19 protein-coding genes, 1 tRNA gene and 1 pseudogene are annotated in these 17,597 nt (G+C 48.9%); 14 read left to right on the forward strand and 7 right to left on the reverse strand.

What is annotated here, in order from left to right; all coding sequences use genetic code 11:
* Positions 1–106 precede the first annotated feature (106 nt).
* From cusR to NNO03_RS10125, 10 genes and pseudogenes are all read left to right on the forward strand, one after another.
* Positions 107–790 (forward strand): copper response regulator transcription factor CusR, encoded by a 684-nt coding sequence (gene cusR, locus NNO03_RS10080; protein WP_271442678.1) that lies wholly within the window; start codon positions 107–109, stop codon positions 788–790.
* Complete coding sequence (locus NNO03_RS10085; protein WP_271449440.1) at positions 780–2,231, forward strand: Cu(+)/Ag(+) sensor histidine kinase; 1,452 nt, start codon at positions 780–782, stop codon at positions 2,229–2,231. Before cusR ends, NNO03_RS10085 begins: the two co-directional genes overlap by 11 nt.
* A gap of 143 nt (positions 2,232–2,374) precedes the next feature.
* Positions 2,375–2,701: a copper-binding protein gene (locus NNO03_RS10090; RefSeq protein WP_271449486.1), complete on the forward strand. Its 327-nt coding sequence runs from the start codon at positions 2,375–2,377 to the stop codon at positions 2,699–2,701.
* 328 nt (positions 2,702–3,029) lie between these two features.
* Positions 3,030–3,536 (forward strand): hypothetical protein, encoded by a 507-nt coding sequence (locus NNO03_RS10095; protein ID WP_271449441.1) that lies wholly within the window; start codon positions 3,030–3,032, stop codon positions 3,534–3,536.
* Positions 3,537–3,550: 14 nt separating this feature from the next.
* Positions 3,551–3,802 (forward strand): hypothetical protein, encoded by a 252-nt coding sequence (locus NNO03_RS10100; protein WP_271442821.1) that lies wholly within the window; start codon positions 3,551–3,553, stop codon positions 3,800–3,802.
* 80 nt (positions 3,803–3,882) lie between these two features.
* Positions 3,883–4,686 carry an MBL fold metallo-hydrolase gene (locus NNO03_RS10105; protein ID WP_271449442.1) on the forward strand — a complete coding sequence of 268 codons (804 nt, stop codon included), beginning with the start codon at positions 3,883–3,885 and terminating at the stop codon, positions 4,684–4,686.
* Between the two features lie 145 nt (positions 4,687–4,831).
* Positions 4,832–5,260: a universal stress protein UspF gene (uspF, locus tag NNO03_RS10110; protein ID WP_061067464.1), complete on the forward strand. Its 429-nt coding sequence runs from the start codon at positions 4,832–4,834 to the stop codon at positions 5,258–5,260.
* A gap of 523 nt (positions 5,261–5,783) precedes the next feature.
* Entirely contained in the window at positions 5,784–6,329 is a 546-nt protein-coding gene (locus NNO03_RS10115) for a hypothetical protein (protein WP_271449443.1), read from the forward strand.
* Positions 6,326–6,994 carry a hypothetical protein gene (locus NNO03_RS10120; RefSeq protein ID WP_271449444.1) on the forward strand — a complete coding sequence of 223 codons (669 nt, stop codon included), beginning with the start codon at positions 6,326–6,328 and terminating at the stop codon, positions 6,992–6,994. Before NNO03_RS10115 ends, NNO03_RS10120 begins: the two co-directional genes overlap by 4 nt.
* A 236-nt stretch (positions 6,995–7,230) precedes the next feature.
* Positions 7,231–7,560 (forward strand): annotated as a pseudogene (locus NNO03_RS10125) (site-specific integrase); the annotation flags it as partial.
* 15 nt (positions 7,561–7,575) lie between these two features.
* On the opposite strand, the gene NNO03_RS10130 reads toward NNO03_RS10125, so the two are convergent.
* Positions 7,576–7,652, reverse strand: a tRNA-Arg gene (locus NNO03_RS10130).
* 254 nt (positions 7,653–7,906) lie between these two features.
* Between NNO03_RS10130 and fimW the strand changes: the two genes are divergently transcribed.
* The 4 genes from fimW to fimZ all read left to right on the forward strand — a co-directional run bounded on the left by fimW (position 7,907) and on the right by fimZ (position 11,364).
* Positions 7,907–8,500 (forward strand): fimbria biosynthesis transcriptional regulator FimW, encoded by a 594-nt coding sequence (gene fimW / locus NNO03_RS10135; protein WP_271442819.1) that lies wholly within the window; start codon positions 7,907–7,909, stop codon positions 8,498–8,500.
* A 167-nt stretch (positions 8,501–8,667) separates the two neighbouring features.
* Entirely contained in the window at positions 8,668–9,396 is a 729-nt protein-coding gene (locus tag NNO03_RS10140; RefSeq protein WP_271449445.1) for an EAL domain-containing protein, read from the forward strand.
* Between the two features lie 23 nt (positions 9,397–9,419).
* Positions 9,420–10,142 (forward strand): fimbriae Y protein, encoded by a 723-nt coding sequence (locus tag NNO03_RS10145; protein ID WP_271449487.1) that lies wholly within the window; start codon positions 9,420–9,422, stop codon positions 10,140–10,142.
* A gap of 589 nt (positions 10,143–10,731) precedes the next feature.
* Positions 10,732–11,364 carry a fimbria biosynthesis transcriptional regulator FimZ gene (gene fimZ / locus NNO03_RS10150; protein ID WP_271441957.1) on the forward strand — a complete coding sequence of 211 codons (633 nt, stop codon included), beginning with the start codon at positions 10,732–10,734 and terminating at the stop codon, positions 11,362–11,364.
* A gap of 50 nt (positions 11,365–11,414) precedes the next feature.
* Here fimZ and sfmF read toward each other — a convergent pair whose 3' ends face one another.
* The 6 genes from sfmF to fimA all read right to left on the reverse strand — a co-directional run bounded on the left by sfmF (position 11,415) and on the right by fimA (position 17,483).
* Positions 11,415–11,933: a fimbria assembly protein gene (sfmF, locus tag NNO03_RS10155; RefSeq protein WP_271449446.1), complete on the reverse strand. Its 519-nt coding sequence runs from the start codon at positions 11,931–11,933 to the stop codon at positions 11,415–11,417.
* A gap of 10 nt (positions 11,934–11,943) precedes the next feature.
* Positions 11,944–12,951 carry a type 1 fimbria D-mannose specific adhesin FimH gene (gene fimH, locus NNO03_RS10160; RefSeq protein ID WP_271441958.1) on the reverse strand — a complete coding sequence of 336 codons (1,008 nt, stop codon included), beginning with the start codon at positions 12,949–12,951 and terminating at the stop codon, positions 11,944–11,946.
* A gap of 4 nt (positions 12,952–12,955) precedes the next feature.
* Positions 12,956–15,577 (reverse strand): fimbrial biogenesis usher protein, encoded by a 2,622-nt coding sequence (locus tag NNO03_RS10165; RefSeq protein WP_271449447.1) that lies wholly within the window; start codon positions 15,575–15,577, stop codon positions 12,956–12,958.
* 7 nt (positions 15,578–15,584) lie between these two features.
* Positions 15,585–16,277 carry a type 1 fimbria chaperone FimC gene (fimC, locus tag NNO03_RS10170; RefSeq protein WP_005122054.1) on the reverse strand — a complete coding sequence of 231 codons (693 nt, stop codon included), beginning with the start codon at positions 16,275–16,277 and terminating at the stop codon, positions 15,585–15,587.
* Positions 16,278–16,318: 41 nt separating this feature from the next.
* Positions 16,319–16,852 carry a type 1 fimbrial protein subunit FimI gene (fimI, locus tag NNO03_RS10175; protein ID WP_271449488.1) on the reverse strand — a complete coding sequence of 178 codons (534 nt, stop codon included), beginning with the start codon at positions 16,850–16,852 and terminating at the stop codon, positions 16,319–16,321.
* 76 nt (positions 16,853–16,928) lie between these two features.
* Entirely contained in the window at positions 16,929–17,483 is a 555-nt protein-coding gene (gene fimA, locus NNO03_RS10180) for a type 1 fimbrial major subunit FimA (RefSeq protein ID WP_271449448.1), read from the reverse strand.
* Between the last annotated feature and the right edge of the window lie 114 nt (positions 17,484–17,597).

Below are 17,597 nucleotides of genomic sequence, written 5' to 3' on the forward strand. Positions count from 1 at the left end.
TGACAGGAAAATGACAAAACTGTCATTTTCCCAATAACCGATTGCTATCCGATCCGCCTTCTCTAGAATTGAAAATCCGCACAGCCAGTGCGTGATGGAGAATGTCATGAAGATTTTGATTGTCGAAGATGAAAAAAAAACCGGTGAATACCTAACGAAAGGCCTGACGGAAGCGGGTTTTGTTGTGGATTTGGCGGACAACGGTCTGAACGGATATCACCTGGCGATGACCGGTGATTATGACCTGCTCATTCTCGACATCATGCTGCCCGATGTAAACGGCTGGGATATCGTGCGAATGCTGCGCACCGCCAACAAAGGCATGCCCATTCTGCTTCTCACCGCACTGGGTACCATTGAGCATCGGGTCAAAGGTCTGGAGCTGGGAGCTGATGATTATTTGGTTAAACCGTTTGCCTTTGCGGAATTGCTGGCGCGGGTCAGGACACTGCTGCGACGGGGGGCCGCAGTCATTGTCGAAAGTCAGTTTCAGGTCGCGGATTTAATGGTCGATCTGGTCAGCAGAAAAGTCACCCGCAACGGCACACGCATCACCCTGACCAGTAAAGAGTTTACGCTGCTTGAATTTTTCCTGCGTCATCAGGGAGAGGTGTTGCCGCGTTCACTGATTGCCTCTCAGGTCTGGGATATGAATTTTGACAGCGACACTAACGCGATTGACGTCGCCGTGAAGCGTCTGCGGGCCAAAATCGATAATGACTTTGAGCCGAAACTGATTCAGACCGTGCGTGGCGTGGGGTACATGCTTGAGGTGCCGGATGTCCGCTAAACGATTACAGCGCCCTTTTTCGCTGGCAACACGGTTAACCTTTTTTATCAGTCTGGCGACTATCGCCTCATTTTTCGCTTTTGCATGGATAATGATCCACTCGGTAAAAGTCCATTTCGCAGAGCAGGATATCAATGATTTAAAAGAGATCAGCGCGACGCTGGAGCGTATTATTAACCACCCGAACGAACCGGAATCGCGTCGGCTGGAAACACTAAAAAACGTAGTTTCGGGTTATTCTAACGTCATTATTTCTCTGGAAGATGCCAATCAGAGGGCTATTTTCCATTCACCTAATGCGCCGGATCTTCGTCAGTTTATCGCCACGGCAACGCCGGATAAAAATTCCCATACCCGGAATGTCTTTTTAATTTCCGGCCCAACGCTGCAAACATCAGAACATGCGCACGGGAAAAACGCATCCTCCAACTGGCGAATGATTCGTTTGCCCATTGGGCAGTTGCCAGACGGGAAACCGGCCTATACGTTGTTTATGGCATTATCGATCGATTTTCATCTGCACTACATTAACGATCTGAAAAACAAGCTGATCATGACAGCATCGTTAATTAGCATGATGATTGTTTTTATCGTGCTGTTCGCGGTCTATAAAGGCCATGAACCGATCCGTAATGTCAGTCGGCGCATCCAAAATATCACCTCTAAAGATCTCGATGTCCGCCTGGACCCGCAGGCCGTGCCGATTGAGCTTGAGCAACTGGTTGAGTCGTTTAATCACATGATCGAACGAATCGAAGATGTGTTTAAACGCCAATCCAATTTTTCTGCAGATATTGCTCACGAGATCCGCACGCCAATCACCAACCTGGTCACGCAAACAGAAATTGCCCTCAGCCATCCCCGCAGCACGAAAGAGCTGGAAGATGTGCTCTACTCTAATCTCGAAGAGTTTGGCCGCATGTCGAAGATGGTGAGTGATATGTTGTTTTTGGCACAGGCAGACAATAATCAGCTGATCCCGGAAAAAACAGCGCTGAATCTTGCGGATGAGGTCAGTAAAGTGTTCGACTTTTTCGAAGCCTGGGCGGAAGAACGCGAAGTCAGCCTGCGCTTTGAAGGTCGGGCATGCTGGGTTTCTGGCGACCCGTTAATGTTACGCCGGGCAATGAGCAACCTGCTCTCTAACGCGATGCGCTATACGCCAAAAGGCGAGTCTGTCACCGTGCGAGTGAAAGAGGCCGATGATCTCGTGCATATTATTGTGGAAAATCCCGGTACGCCAATAGCCGCGGAACATCTGCCACGACTCTTTGACCGGTTTTATCGCGTCGATCCCTCACGACAGCGTAAAGGCGAAGGTAGCGGTATTGGCCTGGCGATAGTGAAATCGATTGTGATTGCCCACCAGGGCAAGGTCTCCGTGACATCCGACGCTCGCGCTACCCGCTTTATTCTGACATTACCCAAGTATGCCGCTTAATTATTATTGGTGGCGCTGATGCGCCATCGATTAAACCTGAGATTAAAATTATTTTTCTCTGACATCATAGTCATAATCCTGTCACCCCACTGACAGCCCCTGCTGATTATAATTCTCCTGTAAACCGACACTGGAGAAATATGATGAATAAGATATCTTCCTTTTTAGCTATCGCTTTTTTTATCTCAGCTGGCGTTAATGCGGCAGAAACATCCACAATGCATCAGCAGGCAGCTATGGCTCACGATATGATGAATAACAGCGATGCACCTGCTCATCAGCAAATGGCACAAACACATGAAGCACAGGTGAAAAATAGCCAATCAACACGGGCTAGCGCACCGTCTTTTTCACGCATGAATGAACATGAGAAAGCGATGGTTGTTCATCAGTCAATGAATAACAGTCATTCCTATTCACATGAACTGCAGGCGGAAAAACATCGCGAACAGGCAGCAACGCAAGGGTAGTCCATCGTCTCCACCAAACCACGCGTGCGGGCCTGTATAGCAACACAGCCTGCGCGCTTCCCCTTGGTTAATGTCAATATTAGAATTCTATTAAATCTCCAAACAAGACGTTAAATAATATAAACAGTGCAATAAAATTGTTTTAGCCCCGTAAACAACGCTCACATAACGCCGTAAATATTAATATCAACATTCCTCCCCGATTAAAATTTAGGAATCTCCCTGGTATTCGTCATTACTATTTAATGGGAGACTGCTGTCGTCGTATACATGACAAAATAGATTTTCATTTCTATATATAAATTTAATGATGATAGCGAGTAACAAAATGAATAAACGTCTGCTGACCATTTTCGTCCTCGGCCTGACAACTGCCACAACAGCATGTGCAATCACCCCTGCAATGCAGAAAAAATATGAACGTTCAGGTTGTACGCAGATAAGTGAACTCAACGGTTGCGATGTCAATAAATCTTATCAGTGGAACCGCGATCATGGTTTTATCGAGAACGATCAAAGCCAGCAAAATCGCCATCATCGTCATGCTGAAGATCAGCAAAATACCCGCAATCAAGATAATCATGATAATGCCGGTATTGATGGCAAATTCACCGGTAATTATGTTGCCGAATTTGAGAATGGCCAACGAAGCGTTGATATTCACGTTGAAGACTCTGGCGTCTACGTAAATGGTCATGAAGTGCGTGACGTGAATACCTATAAAGATACGATGACCTTCCGCGTGGGATATGCCACTTATACCCTTAAAACGAATGGTCGCGGTAGCTGGAACAATCCTGACGCCGGGAATGCTGGCAAAATTGTGCGTGAATAATGGGTAACGTCACAATGAAAAAGCTGATATCCGCGGGGATTATTATGGCCAGCCTGTCGGGTTGTGCGGAACATCCTTATCTTTCGGCTGCAGCCGTAGGGGTAGGTGCTGCGGCGGTTGCCACGGCAATCGCCAACCACAAAAACCGCGAATCTAACCGCGATAAAGAGCATGAACGCCAGGAGCGCGAGCAAAGGGAAAATCAGCATGCATGGCGGCATAATCACCATCACCATGATGATGACGGCCACGACTATCATCGTTGAGCCGTCCCAAAGAGCGCTGAGATCACAGCGCTCTGACATTCCGTGCGTTACAGTATGCCGCTTTAACGCTGGAGTCAGGCATGGCTTTAACCCTTACGGTATTGCTTGAAAACAGGCGCGCCCGCGGTGCAGAAAAAGCCCTACGGGCAAAACCTGGATTAAGTCTGTTAGTTCAGGATGAAACCACCACAATATTATTCGATACCGGGCCTGATGACAGTTTTAGGCACAATGCTGCATTGATGGGCGTAGACCTGTCTCAGTTGACCGCTGTCGTGCTCTCACATGGTCACTATGATCACTGTGGCGGCGTCCCGTGGCTTCCCGATAGCAGCCGCGTCATCTGTCATCCACGCATTGCCTGCGAACGTTACGCAGCGTTCACCCTTGCAGGGTATACCCGTAAAATCAAGAAACTATCACGCGAGAATGATTACTCTCGCCTGCAGATGGCATACTCCCGTGAGCCTTTGCCCCTTAGCGAACGCTTTCTGTGGTCAGGAGAAATATCCGTATCCGCACCGCAGGCCTACGGTGTCATCAATGAGCATCCTCCCCAACAGGACTACATCACTGACGAAGGGGTATTGATCTACAAATCAGACCGCGGATTAGTCATCATTACCGGCTGCGGACATCGGGGTATTGCCAATATCGTCGCTCACTGCCAGAAAATAACGGGCATCAGCAAAATTCATGCCCTGGTCGGTGGCTTCCATTTACGCTGCGCATCGCCCTATACGTTATGGCAAACCCGACGATTTATTAAACAACAGCAGCCAGAAAAAATTCTCGGCTGTCACTGCACCGGCGCGTGGGGACGTTTGTGGTTGCCAGGACAAGAAGCCCCCGCGACAGGGGATGTTATTGTGCTGGACGAATAATAATCACCATTGTGGTTGTTGTATCTCCATCACATAACATTCATGAATATCAAAATGCACGCACAACCTTGATCTGGTCACTTATTATACAGAAATAAAGTTCGCTACACTCAGGACAGAGGTAAACAAACAGGAGGTAGTGAATATGTATCGCTCTATTCTGGTGCCCATTGATATCTCTGAAGCCGATTTAACTCGCCATGTTATTCCGCAGGTTGAAGCGCATGCAAAAACCGCTAAAGTCCATTTTTTAGCGGTCATTCCTACCGTTCCGTTCTACGCATCACTCGGGCTTGCCTACTCCAACGAGTTCCCGGACAGAAGTGGTATACAAGCGAAAGCCACCGAAAAGCTCGACGACATTGTTAAGCAATTCAATATCCCCGCCGGCAGAACTCAGACCCATGTGGTTTATGGCCCACCGAAAGATCAGATCCTTAAACTTGCAGATGCTGTGGACGCCGAATTGATCGTCATTGCATCCCATAAGCCGGGGTTCAGCACCTATCTGTTGGGGTCAACCGCCGCAGCTGTAGTACGTCATGCCAAATGCCCCGTGCTTGTTGTGCGGTGATATTGGTTAGAAAAACAGGAAAACGGGAGCGAGCAGGCTCCCGTTATTTTAGGGTTCAATACGAACTGATAACACGCTATTTTAAATTAAAAATACTACATTTAATTTTATGGCTTGCCTCATTAATGCCCCCAAATGTTTTTATCATCGCTTTTATAATGAGTTTTTCATGCTGGTTTGTTCCGACTTATCGCAATTGATCTCTTCCCAATATCGATACCTGGTTAAATCCGAGAACCGGGTCTTTTTGGTGAATCGCACGTTTAGGAAAGAAATCACTGATAAACATCAATGTGCGATGTAAGCAACATGCCGTTAAATGCAGTATCCCGGCATAAAACGGCTATATGCTCACAGTGGCACCCCATAAAGTTATTGATTTCCGGCCCTATCTTGAGCGCACGATTCAGAACTTACCGAAAAATGAGCGGTAGAAGCACCGTACCCTGGACAAGCAACAACGCGTACCAGCCACCAACCGTGCCTCACCGGATACAATGAACAAATCGCATAGGGAACGAATATGCACAATTTGAATGGCGTTAACTTTCTGCCCTTTGTTGGCGAAAAATACTATAACAGCCGCTATGGCGTGCGAGTACTCGTGCTGGGTGAATCACATTACGGCAGCGAAGAAGATAATTACGCCGACTTCACGCAAAGGGTTATTCGTGATTATGCCTATCGGCCAGGTTTTGCGTTTTTCAGCAAGCTGACCAACGTTCTGCGCGGTCGGACTGACTGGCCTTCGGATGAAGAGCGTCACGAGACCTGGCAGCATGTCGCATTTTACAACTTCGTTCAGGAATTCGTTGCAGTTGAGCCCCGCGTAGCACCTACAGAAGCGATGTGGAGGGAGGCACAAGCGCCGTTTCTGAATGTTGTCCGAGAGTTGAAACCTGATGTGATCCTGGTCCTGGGTTCCCGGCTATGGAACAACGTGGATGAATTGCCGCCAACGTTTCCGGTCGAATGGTGCGGTATCATCCACCCCAGTGGAGGTATGTCTTACGAATCATCAATTCATTCCCTGAGCGAGTCGCTGTGTAAAGTCGGTGGTTTGTTATGACGCTCAGAGCCCTTACTGAGTCATTGAAACACCACCTCAGCGGCCACTTAGAGCGCTCGGGGAGCATTCTGTATAGCGCGGGCAGCACACTAAAATCGGGCGACGTATATTTGATGGGGTTTAACCCAGGCGGCAATGATGATGACCCTGCATGTAAATACCCGACCATCAGCGAAATGATCGATGCACTGACTGAGAGAACGACCAACGCATACCTCGATGAGGGGTGGACGAGCAAGGGTGACAAGGCTCCGTTACAAAAGCGCGTAACGTGGTTGCTGAATGCGCTGGGCTATCAGCCACGGGAAGTATGCAGCAGTAACCTGATTTTTCTGCGTAGCCGCGACGCCGCGGGCGTGGAGTACAGAATTGCAGATGACTGCTGGCCGATACACGAGGAGATACTCGGTATCGTACAGCCGAAGTTGATCCTTGCTTATGGCAATTCAGACCGGTCAGCGTATGGCTATCTGTGCAATAAATTTCACGCTGGTGGCCAGGATGAGAGCATTCCCTCAGGCCACGGCTCCTGGGTTGTCAGGAGTTTTGACGCGGTCATCAACGGCCAAAACACATGCGTTGTTGGCCTGCCGCACCTGAGCCGCTATAACCCGATAGGGAAAACGGAGGTGATCGCGTGGATTAAAAGCAGGGTGAAGGAGTAGAAGACGGCAAAAAAATTAACGGTAGATGTGATAAGAGACGCCTGACACCGCCTGTGTATAGCCAACCGGGAGAGTTGATGAATACCCACCATAATGCGCGGTTCCGTTGCGTTACTGCTCACGAGTGGGAAGCATGGCATAACGCCGTATTGGCTGGCAATGGTTGTGCGGTTTGTTCCGGTAATACCCCGCTGACGGCTGAAATCGTTAATCAGCGTATTGCCGGGCAAGGCATCCGTCCTGGTGGGTCAAAGACACCTTCCGTCAGAAAGATGCGCGTCGACAATCATCGGGCATGGAATGCAACTTGCCGTCGGGCGGGGATTGAGGATTTCCGATTCCACGACCTGAGACACACGTGGGCCAGTTGGCTAATTCAGTCTGGCGTTCCGCTTTCTGTTTTGCAGGAAATGGGCGGCTGGGAAAGTATCGAGATGGTGCGTCGTTATGCTCACCTCGCGCCAAACCATTGAACCGAGCACGCACGGAAAATCGATGCCATTTTTGGCAATCACGACACAAATATGACACAAGAGGAAAATCAGGCTGGTTTGAAACTTGCGTAAGTACATGATTATCAATGGTACGCCCTGTAGGATTCGAACCTACGACCTACGGCTTAGAAGGCCGTTGCTCTATCCAACTGAGCTAAGGGCGCATAGAGAAGTGATGACTTCATGCAGATGAAACGCGTGAATTATACGGTCAGCGCCTGCTGAGTCAATGCCTTTTGTTCCGGTTGCTGACGAAGTGTACGAATGTTGTTTTTTCTGGTCGTTCATGGGGTTCCAGGAAATCACCTGGTAACAACTCAGCCAGCATAATGCGGGATTTAAGGTTACAAGTATTTAGAAACTTAATGATTTTGCTTAACATTCCCCAACCACTTCCCTGCAGTTCAGGACCTCGTCAATGTTAAGTATCGCTATCAAGGAAGAAAATAGTCATTTCGAACATGGGCTGAAAATCATCATCTCCCGCCTGGCAAATCAGTGGCATCAGGACATCTGCTTTTTACCTACCGAAGATATCGATCGCGCAGACATCGCCTTTATTTCGCTGGATGACGATTGGCTCAGTGCAGGATGTTATCAGGTTCCCATCCACACCAGACGCCAACATCGGGTTATCATCTGCAACGGAGGCGATAAGGATAAGCTGATGTTTCGCCCCTGCCTGTATATGCTGCCGCTGATCTATCGGGAAGATAATGTGGAAGCGATAACCCAAAAACTGATCCTAATTCTGCAAAAACGCGCGCTCCGCCACAGTGTGCCTGCAACCGTCTGCCATTTCTGTACCACCCGCAACTTTTCGGTGGAGGAACGCCAGTTCTTAATGCTACTTGCCAGCGGTAACACGCTCGCTGAAACGGCACATCTTCTCTCCATCAGCGATATACAGGCCAGAGCAACTCGCCGCCGTATTATGAAAAAGCTGGATGTGAAAAATGATCAGCAATTTTTAAGGTATATCAGGGCACACCTGAGTTTTCTGCAACAGTAGAGTGGGCCTTGCTGTCGGGCATTGTATTGAGAAATGTCTCATCATCAATTAAGTATCGGTACCTACTGTACCTAACCGCATGCTGCCAGAATACCCTATGTATATTATTTCCGGGGAAACAAATAGACATACTCGGTAATATTTGCTCTGACGCCAGGGGGGATATCGTGGCACCGAGCCTGTTATTATGGAATGATAAATCTGAGCACTCTGTCTTTACCGCCAAAAACAGCGATGCAGAACCCCTGCAATTCGCACTTAAATTCGAGCCCATTGTCGATTTGTCTACCGCGTTGAGATACGGTTGTGAGGTTCTCACACATCTTCCCGCGAATATAAACAGTGAAAAATATTTTCACCAACTGTCGGTTCAACATCGACTGCATCTGTTTTATCAGCAAATTGACAAAATTAAGTGCTATCAACCGGGGCTACGCTACTCATTGAATTTACCGATGCAAGCCTTCCTGAGTTGGCCGTTATTCCATTCTTTGATTATGCCCTCTCCGTCCAGCTTGATTATCGAAATACAAGATCCAAATACGTTTTATTCTTTAAGTACACCTCAGCGGACGATCGTCTATGGCGTAATTCAACATCTTGAAGACCATGGTATCCCAATATGGCTGGATGACGTCAATGAGGAACTGCTGGGCGCATTCACCGCAGCCAACTGGCATTTGTCAGGGGTGAAATTGGATAAAAATACGTTCTGGACACTTAGCCATGTGCCGGAAAAACTCCGCCAGGTTATTCAGATGGGGCGCGCAATCGCCGGCCTGGTGGTCGTTGAAGGAATCGAAACGCAAAAACAGCAGGAAATTGCCCTGCGCGCTGGCGCAAATTTGGGTCAGGGATATTTGTGGCCAGCAATTTATCCAGAGCAGGCGCAATAGATACGGACAGGGAAAAAGGAAGGATGCGCAGTGTAAAACGCCGGGAACGGCATCGCCGTTTACGAAACGCCCACTGTACCTGGCAATATGATCACTGTGCACCGCAAGAATTTGACAGAATTGAGTATCTGGCTCAAAAACTTGATTACACATTACCGGGCGACACAATATCTCAAGCAATTATCACAACAGACAACTATCTCGGCTACACGCTTAATCGCTATTTATTTTCTGGTACACACACAGCCATCTTCCAGACGATTGAATCGGCCCTACCACTGTTGAAGGAGTCTGAAGTTAGTCAGTTAGTGGTTGATATGGATGGTGCATCAAGCTCATATTTCGATGTTCTGGAATATCTTCGCCGACTCATTAAAGAGCAGAGTAATATTCAAATTTTCATATTACTTCCCAGTCGCCACGAAGCGCTCAGGCACTTTATTGCGATGGCTGGGCCATTTGATATCCTGCCGCGCCGCCAGCGCCTCCTGGAGATGCGCCATGCTTTATTATCGATGAAGCAGGATCATATTCACTCCGGGTACATAAATCAGGCTGATTGGGAGATGATCTCATTACTCTTGCAAGGTAAATCATTAAAGAAGATTGCTCTCGTGCAGGCCCAACCCTATCACCGCATTATCTATCGCCTGAACCAACTGATCACACGGCTGGGGTTGCCACATCGTCAACATTTTTTGCATCTGATACATCGCCTGAGCGTTACCTCTCCCCATTTAATTTAACACCCTAACCCTCTGTGATATAAGAATTTATAGGAAATTACTTATTTTCAACTGAGAAAACGAATGTGATTTTTACAAACATTTAATATTTACAACTATTCCTGGTATTATATATCGCGCGGGTATCCTGCTTTAGCCGACAGATTCAGTACATTTCGACAAAAAAGAATTGCCTCGCCGCCTTAACAAAACCTAAACAATTAGCCCATTGTGTCGTTTTTACTATTTAAAAAATTTTTTCAATCTGCCATAATTCAAACAGCAGGAGATTAATATCAATAGTCATTACCATACCCTGGTCTTTCAGGATATCCTAACAGACATTATGAACTTACGTGCTGTAAGCCTTTTCCGAAAGTGCAGAGCAGGTATAATCCTCACTGTTTTCTGATTAATTGTAAGTTTTCCCTGGTGTGAAATGGATATTCCACAAACTCATTGTTCTGACGTAGAACAACCGAATAAACAAGGATGATATAATATTTATTCGGTTCTTCTTCCAGAGCAATCCTTGGCTATTTGACAATATTATAACGCCTGATGTTTTATCAAAATCGCAAGATACACAAACAGTTTGAGGCATACAACAATGAAACCAGCATCCGTTATCATTATGGACGAACACCCTATTGTCAGAATGTCGATAGAAGTACTGCTCGAAAAGAATAGTAATATTCAGGTTGTTCTGGAAACCGACGACAGTCGCACGGCAATAGACCATCTGCGGACCTATCCAGTCGATTTGGTCATTCTGGATATTGAGTTACCTGGCTCCGATGGGTTTACATTACTCAAGAGAATAAAATCTCTGCAGGAAAAAACCCGGGTATTGTTTCTATCCTCAAAGTCTGAATCGTTTTATGCTGGACGGGCGATCCGTGCCGGTGCCAATGGTTTCGTCAGTAAACGAAAGGATCTCAATGATATCTATAACGCGGTAAAAATGATTTTATCAGGATATTCATTTTTCCCTTCAGACACGCTTAATTTTATTAATAATATTAATATACGTAAAGGCATGCTGAATGACATGCCATTATCGAATCGCGAGGTTACGGTTTTACGTTATCTGGCGAACGGATTATCTAATAAAGAAATTGCTGAGCAACTTTTATTGAGTAATAAAACAATCAGTGCTCACAAAGCTAACATCTATTCCAAGCTCGGACTACATACCATTGTTGAGCTAATCGATTATGCCAAGATGCATGAATTAATGTGATCGCACTCCCGACGAGGCGTCGTTCGGGAGTGAATTATCAGCGCATGATGTCAATTGTAGTTAATCATAAACGTAGCATCTGCTTTCGCGATCCCCGGTTGAACGCCATCTGCCAGCGCAATATAGTTGGCAAAAAAAGTCAGCATAGCATTGCCATTTTCATCAATGTTTACTGTCTGGCTGGCTTGTTCAAGCGGTAATCGCGTATGGTCACTATCGTGCAATTCAATCGCGACCTTTTGTGCCATCACGGCATCGTCCAGCGCCAACAACGTGGTACCCACTGCTGGCGTGCCGGAAAAGGTTATCGAGGCCGACCCCGGCGGGCAACCTTCAAGTTTCAACGTAAAGGGAACCGGTTGGGTCGTATCCCCGGTGGTCTTTAATTGTTTTGTTGGCCAGGTACCTAATTCAACCAACTTATTGTTGTCACTGGCAATAACCGCACAGGTGAAGTCCACGATATTGCCGTGCAGTTCGATATTAATCTCACCCAGCGAGGTATCCGCCTGGCATAGCGAACTGGCTGACACTGCGGATATCAATACGAAAAGTGCACGACGTCTCATTGTTTTCTGCTTATTCATAATCAACTCGCAGATAGCCACGGGCGGTGAAAGGCCCTTCTGCTGGTTTATTGCCCGTCACGCTGACTGGCCATGCTCTAATGCCAACCCGCGCGGCAGCGTTATCATCCAACTGAAAGGGAATGGTGCTGGACAGATTGTTGGGGGTCAGCGGTTTACCGCTGCTGTCAGCCACGATAAAACCTAAATCCGGGTTGTCCGATATCATCATTTGCCCGGACGCTTTTTCGGCCTCGACCCGCATGGTCAGATAAGCTTGTGCGGCAACGTTAGTGCACTTTATGGCGACCGTTTTCGTTTGCGTATTGACGCCTTCGGGCCGGTTACCAGCCCCCGCCTTGCTGAACAACGAGGCACCAATATCGCCAAAATCAAACTCCACGATTTGTCCGGCATTCACCTCACAGTTTTGTGGAACTTCCACCTTGCCACTGTAGCTTATGGTGTAAACCGGCGTACTCAGCGCATCTCCCGTGCTGGTTGTGACGTAGACACTGAACATCGTCTGTCGCGGGATCGGCACCATGTTGATAAATGAGCGAATCACTTTTAATTTAAACACCAGCTTAGAATCCATCACGCCAAAAGGCTGCTGTTTGGAAACGTTTGGGTGATTCCCCATGCGGATATAATTGCGTGGGGGATAAAACAACCCGGCATAGCTGTCGGTAATACTCATGGCCCCCAACAGATAATCATTGAGTTTCAGATACTGAAAATTATTTTCCGTACTTTGCACGGGGAGCTCAGTCACATAACTTCGGTAGGTGTAATTCACCGTCGTCCCTGCCGGACAGGTTGCATTCACCCCAACCCAGCCTGACTTTTCTGGCAATGTCACTACCTGGCCCGGTTGGTTATTGCTGCTGTTAAAAACATTCGACAGATCGTAATAAACGTCCGTTGGCGTTCCGTTCGAGTTATGGCAGACCTTCGCCCATGATGTATTAGCTATAAGCAGTAAAGCGCTTCCCAGTAGCAAACCGGTTTGTCGTTTCATCATATTATCCCTGACGTGCCGACGGTCGTTGGCACGTCACGTTGGTGAGCGTTACGGCCTGTTTCAGGCTCTCCTCAGGCAAGGTGTAGTGCGCTTCGCAGCGTGCGTTTGCGCCTTCACCCCATTGGATCAGCAAGTTGCCTTTGAGCGGCAAACCACTGAGATAAATTTGTCCATCTTCACCGACCATGCTGGTGACGCCGCTCGTGGTTTCGCGTACCACCGACCCAAATGGCACCGGTTTTCCATCCCGGTTAACCGTGATAAGCGCACGCACGCCAATGCGTGTATCAAACGCCGCACGTACCAGTGCCCCCTGCGTTGGCACAACGCTGCTAACGTTATTTTCCACATCGGTGTTGTTATTCATTGAATTGGTATCCAGCGCGACGCGGTTGTAGCGATAAACGGTGGCATACGGCATGACCGCATAGCCGCGCCAGTCGGTCTGCACGCCGGTCTGGTTTTCTATCCGCACCCCCTGGGCCCCAGGTGCTTTTATCAGTACGTTGGTATCGCCCAGTGGTTGGCTGAGCGTAATGCCGTCCGCATGTCCGATGACGCCACCGGAGAGTTGCCAGTTATAGTCATGCTGGTCACGGTCATAGTTGTAACCCACGCCCAGCGTGCCATAGGCCGCCTGCCAGTTCGCGTTAGCGCTCCCGCTGTACCCGTTGGCGCTGCTGTGCCCCTGATTAACGCTGTAGCTGAGATTGCGCCCCTCTAACAGCGTGCCGCCAATACCGCTTTGCCAGCTGTTTTGTCCATTGCTGTTACGGTTCGCATTGAAAGTGGCGTAGGTGCGATCGAGTGCGTTATCACGCGAGTAGCGCCGCCCGGTCAGCAGGCTGAACGGTACGGACACATTGAAGGCCAGGATACGGTCGGTATCGGCGATCCCGACTGATTCATTCCATGACCAGGAGAGTGAATAGCTAATCCCCTGCCAGCCGCTGGCATACCCCAGCTGGTACCAGGTATTGGTATCTGAGGTGTTCCAGTACGTTTGTTGGCTACCCGAGACATACAGTGAACCGTAATCGCCAAGGTTCTGCGAAATGTTGATCTGAAAACGGCCCTTTTTGCTGTAGCTCAGATTGTGGTAGCTCTTCACCTGTGGAACATCGTGGCGATTCCCTTCGCTGTCATAATCGTATTCGTAACCTTCCATACTGCGATACGCCACATCATCGAGGGTATAAAACCCGCGCGTCGAATAGCGGTACCCCAGCAGTTGGAAGTTGGTACCGAAGTTGTTCAGTGATTTTGCATACAGAAAACGCAGCGATTGCCCCTGATGCGTACTGTCATCCGCCAGTTGGCTACGGGCATGCGTTAAATCGACAGAGACGGCTCCCCAGTCACCCAGGTTACGGCCGGTGCCTAACACCAGTGCGGTGTAGCGTGAAGCTAACTGCGTGCCGCCATACGCGGTGTAACCTTCTGGTAACCCGGCGATTAACGTTCCCTGGAAAAAGAATGGCGAAGACTGCTGGCTATTACCGCTACGAAAATCCCCAGCGACAACGTCATATTTGAAACGCCCTTCACGCTGTAGCAGAGGTACCGTGGAATACGGCACCGTATAGCGCTGTTGACTGCCGTCCTTCTCATCAACCGTTACGTCCAGGTCACCACTCGACGAGGTGGGGTTGAGATCGGTTATTGAAAAAGCGCCTGGCGAAACATAGCTTTGATAAATCACGTAGCCATTCTGGCGAATAGTCAGTTTCGCTGCGGTACGCGCAATCCCACGGACGGTTGGCGCGTAGCCCTGTAAGCTGTCGGGATACATGCTGTCAGACGAATAGAGACGCGCACCACGAAAACCGATGCTGTCAAAAACGTCGTTGCCAGTGTTACTGTCACCCATCACCAGCTCACCCTTCAGCGGAATAATCGCGCGCTGAAGCCATGTGCCAATATTTTTCCAGCTTTGCGAATGGTAACCGTCACCTTTCGAGTAGTTCCATGCACCGTTATTCCTCAGCCGCCATGGGCCATAGTTCAGGCCGCTTAACATACTTAAGAAATAGCTGTCGGTATCGCTGCCGCGGCTGCCGGTAAAGCTGTAGTTAACCAGCGCCGCCGGAATACCCTCATCCCACTCCTCTGGCGGAATATAACCACGCGCACTGTTCAACATTGAGGCTTGCGGCAGGCTGACATTTAAGCGCAGCGTAGAAAAATCGAAGGCAATTTCGCTACCAGGAATCGCCTCTGGCAAATTAATACAGCTATTGTTCGCATCCTGACTGAGTGCCGGAAACGCAGTGATATTGACGCCAAGGCGTTTAACCCAGTCGAGATCAAAGCACGGCATCAGCCCGCCGGATTTTTCTCCGGCTTTCCCCGCGCTGGTGGAGAAACGAATATCCTGGGTGGCCACAAACTCATCATTGCGCCAAATATCCACACGATAAACGCCTGCAGGCTGGTGATTCCCTTTTTCGAAACGAGACAAATCCGCCACGGTAGCGGTATCCGCAGATAAAAATGCCGGATTGAAATAGCTTTCACCGTGGCTAAATGAGGGAAAGAGCGCGGCCAGCGTGGACAACGCCACCCCCGCCAGCGGTGGCGTAACCCCCGGTAACAGGCCAGGAAAATACGTTGTCTTATTCATCGTTTTCTCAACGCACGCTAACCGTTTTAGCGGTGGTTACTGCGCCATAATCGTTCACCGTCTGGAATGTAACGTTTCCCTGAACACCCGTCGGCAACAGGACCTGCGTGTCATTTTTTGGCGCAACCATGACGTTATCAATCTTCGTATTTCCGACATTGAGATTGACCAACGTGACGTAATACGCTGACGGGTTGGTGATTTTCAGGTGGTTGCCGGTACGGGAAAACTGCAGCATGCCTGGCGCATCTTCCGCGATTTGTGGCAGATTATTTGGGCGGACAAAAAGTTTGATACGCGACAAAATCGCCAGTTGCAGAACGTTTTTTCCCTCAAGACTGTTTTTATTGACCGACGGAATAGCCTTCACATTCATCCAGAACAGTGATTCACGGTCTTTGGGCAGCGGCTCGCCCGCGTAGATGATACGCAGCGTGTTTTCGCTTTTAGGTTCACTGACAAACAGCGGCGGTGTGACCACAAACGATTTATCTTTGACGCCTGCGCTGTTCTCTATCCATGAATTAATCAGGAAACGTTCTTTTGTATCACTATTACTAATGGCGAGGGACGTTTGTTTGGCCTCGGCAGGATAAATAACACGAGTTGCACCTAATGCAATTCCTCCAGATGCCTGCACACTGGTGGCAGAAAATAAGGCCAGTAAAATGATAAAGCCTGATTTTAGATAATTAAACATAGCTACAAATACCTTTGGCGTGATTATCGTTAGGAAATAAATCAGGGATACACCAACGTAAACCACACATCTGAACGAAGCGTTCCCGGTGTTATATATTCCGAGACAGCCCGATAGCGCGCAGTGAAATGAAACGTCATCTCTTGCGTTAAAATCGGGGCATAATGAAGCGGCAGCGCATTCGGAATTATTTGTCGTTGTCGCTCATCAAATAACGCCAAACCAATACCCGAAGCCGCAGACGCATCACCGCTGGCAAGAAAGACCTGTGGGTCTTCGGCTGGCGTAACGCCCGCAAAGGCAATCCCCACGTGGTCATAAACATCAGCACTGCACGACGTCAGGCGCAGCGAAAACGGTACGCCGGTAGAGGCAAAGCTTCCCGTCCCGGAGAACGCGTTAGTGCGGTACTGCCCCATTTGCACCCGCAAACTCTGGCTGTCCGTGGCAACCGTACAGGCACCATTAACCAACTGCCCACGTAAATGAAGACGGCCACTTTCCAGTATTACTGTGTGTGCAAACGCCGGCATTACGCAGACTATTCCCGCCAGCGCTACGCCTTTCCCTATCATCTGCCACATCCTTCATCATCCCCGGATAGTGCCTCATCCCATGAGGCGGTAGTCATCCCTGCGAGAATCAAACGGCTTATTCGTACTTCATGATGAAAGTCGCATCCGCATTTGCCTGACCCGGCGTAGCGCTGGTTGCAGTGGCTTTATAACGCGCGGAGAAACGCAGGGTGTTGGTACCTTCCACCAGCGCCTGAGCGGTTGAGAAGGTCGCGCCATCTGGCTTCAGTGCGGTGGACGTGTTGTCCAGGATTTCGATCCCTACACCGCCCGCCGTGGTGCTGTTATCTGAGGAGGAGATAGCCAACAGGCTGTTGTTGGTAAGATCCGTCTGGCCCGAGAAAGCAACAGCAGCAGTCGCAGCAACTTTCGGATCACAGTCGTTCAGCACGATGGAGAACGGAATTTGCGCCGTGGTGTCACCAACCGCGGTGAAGCTGGCGGTACGATATTGGCCTAATGTGACAACCTGGTCGGCTGACTGAGTGCTCACCGCACAGGCTGCATTGACCAGTTCACCTTCAAAGTGAACCGTACCGCCGCTCACGCTTACCGGATCTGCCGCCACCGCTGCGCCCGCCATTAACATCATGCTGGCAAAAACAGAAGAGGTCATTAATTTACGTTTCATGGATTTCCCTTGAATTACACACATCCGGCTCCAGCGTCCTGCGGGATCCGTTTGAATCATTATCGACATTAAATGTCAGGCAAATTATCTCTGCGTCCTGTAAAGATATATATC

The organism is Citrobacter sp. Igbk 16 (assembly GCF_028069755.1).
Lineage (GTDB): Bacteria > Pseudomonadota > Gammaproteobacteria > Enterobacterales > Enterobacteriaceae > Citrobacter.